This window comes from Aeromonas sp. YN13HZO-058 (assembly GCF_001921245.1).
In the GTDB taxonomy this organism is placed as follows: Bacteria; Pseudomonadota; Gammaproteobacteria; order Enterobacterales; family Aeromonadaceae; genus Aeromonas; species Aeromonas allosaccharophila.
Genome location: NZ_MQSY01000070.1, coordinates 1 through 2,956, shown reverse-complemented (window position 1 = coordinate 2,956; position 2,956 = coordinate 1). Strand labels below are relative to the sequence as shown.

The following is a 2,956-nucleotide window of genomic DNA, read 5'->3' as shown; positions in this document are numbered from 1 at the left end:
ACTTCTTGGGGTTGTATGGTTAAGTGACTAAGCGTACATGGTGGATGCCTTGGCAGTCAGAGGCGATGAAGGACGTACTAACCTGCGATAAGCTGTGAGAAGTCGGTAAGAGACGCTATTACTCACAGATTTCCGAATGGGGAAACCCACTTAGCATAAGCTAGGTATCGTTGCATGAATACATAGTGCAACGAGGCGAACCGGGAGAACTGAAACATCTAAGTACCCCGAGGAAAAGAAATCAACCGAGATTCCCTCAGTAGCGGCGAGCGAACGGGGATTAGCCCTTAAGTTTCTTGGAAGTTAGTGGAATGGTCCTGGAAAGGCCAGCGATACAGGGTGATAGCCCCGTACATGAAAACGACCTTGAAGTGAAATCGAGTAGGGCGGGACACGTGACATCCTGTCTGAATATGGGGGGACCATCCTCCAAGGCTAAATACTCCTGACTGACCGATAGTGAACCAGTACCGTGAGGGAAAGGCGAAAAGAACCCCTGTGAGGGGAGTGAAATAGAACCTGAAACCGTGTACGTACAAGCAGTGGGAGCCCTTCGGGGTGACTGCGTACCTTTTGTATAATGGGTCAGCGACTTACATTTTGTAGCGAGGTTAACCGTATAGGGGAGCCGTAGGGAAACCGAGTCTTAACTGGGCGTCTAGTTGCAAGGTGTAGACCCGAAACCGGGTGATCTAGCCATGGGCAGGTTGAAGGTTGAGTAACATCAACTGGAGGACCGAACCCACTAACGTTGCAAAGTTAGGGGATGACCTGTGGCTGGGGGTGAAAGGCCAATCAAACTCGGAGATAGCTGGTTCTCCCCGAAAGCTATTTAGGTAGCGCCTCGGACGAATACTACTGGGGGTAGAGCACTGTTTGGACTAGGGGGTCATCCCGACTTACCAACTCCATGCAAACTCCGAATACCAGTAAGTAATATCCGGGAGACACACGGCGGGTGCTAACGTCCGTCGTGAAGAGGGAAACAACCCAGACCGCCGGCTAAGGTCCCAAAGTTCTGGTTAAGTGGGAAACGATGTGGGAAGGCTCAGACAGCTAGGATGTTGGCTTAGAAGCAGCCATCATTTAAAGAAAGCGTAATAGCTCACTAGTCGAGTCGGCCTGCGCGGAAGATGTAACGGGGCTCAAACCAGGCACCGAAGCCGCGGATTCATACTTATGTATGAGTGGTAGGGGAGCGTTCTGTAAGTCTGCGAAGGTGTATCGAGAGGTATGCTGGAGATATCAGAAGTGCGAATGCTGACGTAAGTAACGATAAAGGGGGTGAAAAGCCTCCTCGCCGGAAGACCAAGGGTTCCTGTCCAACGTTAATCGGGGCAGGGTGAGTCGACCCCTAAGGTGAGGCCGAAAGGCGTAATCGATGGGAAGCAGGTTAATATTCCTGCACGACTTGTAATTGCGATGGGGGGACGGAGAAGGCTAGGTGGGCCAGGCGACGGTTGTCCTGGTGAAAGTGCGTAGGTGGTGTTTCTAGGCAAATCCGGAGACACAACACTGAGACACGAGACGAACGCACTACGGTGCGGAAGCCATTGATGCCCTGCTTCCAGGAAAAGCCTCTAAGCTTCAGATTACAAGTCATCGTACCCCAAACCGACACAGGTGGTCGGGTAGAGAATACCAAGGCGCTTGAGAGAACTCGGGTGAAGGAACTAGGCAAAATAGAACCGTAACTTCGGGAGAAGGTTCGCTCTTGACAGTGAAGTCCCTTGCGGATGGAGCAGTCGGGAGTCGCAGTGACCAGATGGCTGGGACTGTTTATCAAAAACACAGCACTCTGCAAACACGAAAGTGGACGTATAGGGTGTGACACCTGCCCGGTGCCGGAAGGTTAATTGATGGGGTTAGCGCAAGCGAAGCTCTTGATCGAAGCCCCGGTAAACGGCGGCCGTAACTATAACGGTCCTAAGGTAGCGAAATTCCTTGTCGGGTAAGTTCCGACCTGCACGAATGGTGTAACCATGGCCATGCTGTCTCCACCCGAGACTCAGTGAAATCGAATTCGCCGTGAAGATGCGGTGTACCCGCGGCTAGACGGAAAGACCCCGTGAACCTTTACTACAGCTTGGCACTGAACATTGAACCTACATGTGTAGGATAGGTGGGAGGCTTTGAAGGCGTGACGCCAGTTGCGCTGGAGCCGTCCTTGAAATACCACCCTTGTATGTTTGATGTTCTAACGCAGGGCCCTGAATCGGGCTCGCGGACAGTGCCTGGTGGGTAGTTTGACTGGGGCGGTCTCCTCCCAAAGAGTAACGGAGGAGCACGAAGGTTGGCTAATCCTGGTCGGACATCAGGAGGTTAGTGCAATGGCATAAGCCAGCTTAACTGCGAGACGGACAGGTCGAGCAGGTACGAAAGTAGGTCATAGTGATCCGGTGGTTCTGAATGGAAGGGCCATCGCTCAACGGATAAAAGGTACTCCGGGGATAACAGGCTGATACCGCCCAAGAGTTCATATCGACGGCGGTGTTTGGCACCTCGATGTCGGCTCATCACATCCTGGGGCTGAAGTCGGTCCCAAGGGTATGGCTGTTCGCCATTTAAAGTGGTACGCGAGCTGGGTTCAGAACGTCGTGAGACAGTTCGGTCCCTATCTGCCGTGGGCGTTGGATGATTGAAGGGAGTTGCTCCTAGTACGAGAGGACCGGAGTGAACGAACCTCTGGTGTTCGGGTTGTCACGCCAGTGGCACTGCCCGGTAGCTAAGTTCGGAATCGATAACCGCTGAAAGCATCTAAGCGGGAAGCGAGCCCTGAGATGAGTCATCCCTGACCCCTTGAGGGTCCTAAAGGGCCGTTGGAGACCACAACGTTGATAGGTGGGGTGTGTAAGCGCGGCGACGTGTTGAGCTAACCCATACTAATTACCCGTGAGGCTTAACCATACAACACCCAAGAAGTGTTCTGGGCCTTGTAGCGAATGAACGAACTACT

1 rRNA gene is annotated in these 2,956 nt (G+C 52.8%); it reads left to right on the top strand.

Annotation, left to right across the window (positions count from 1 at the left end):
- The first annotated feature begins 17 nt into the window (after positions 1 to 17).
- Positions 18 to 2,907 (top strand): 23S ribosomal RNA (locus BSP75_RS18795).
- Positions 2,908 to 2,956 lie beyond the last annotated feature (49 nt).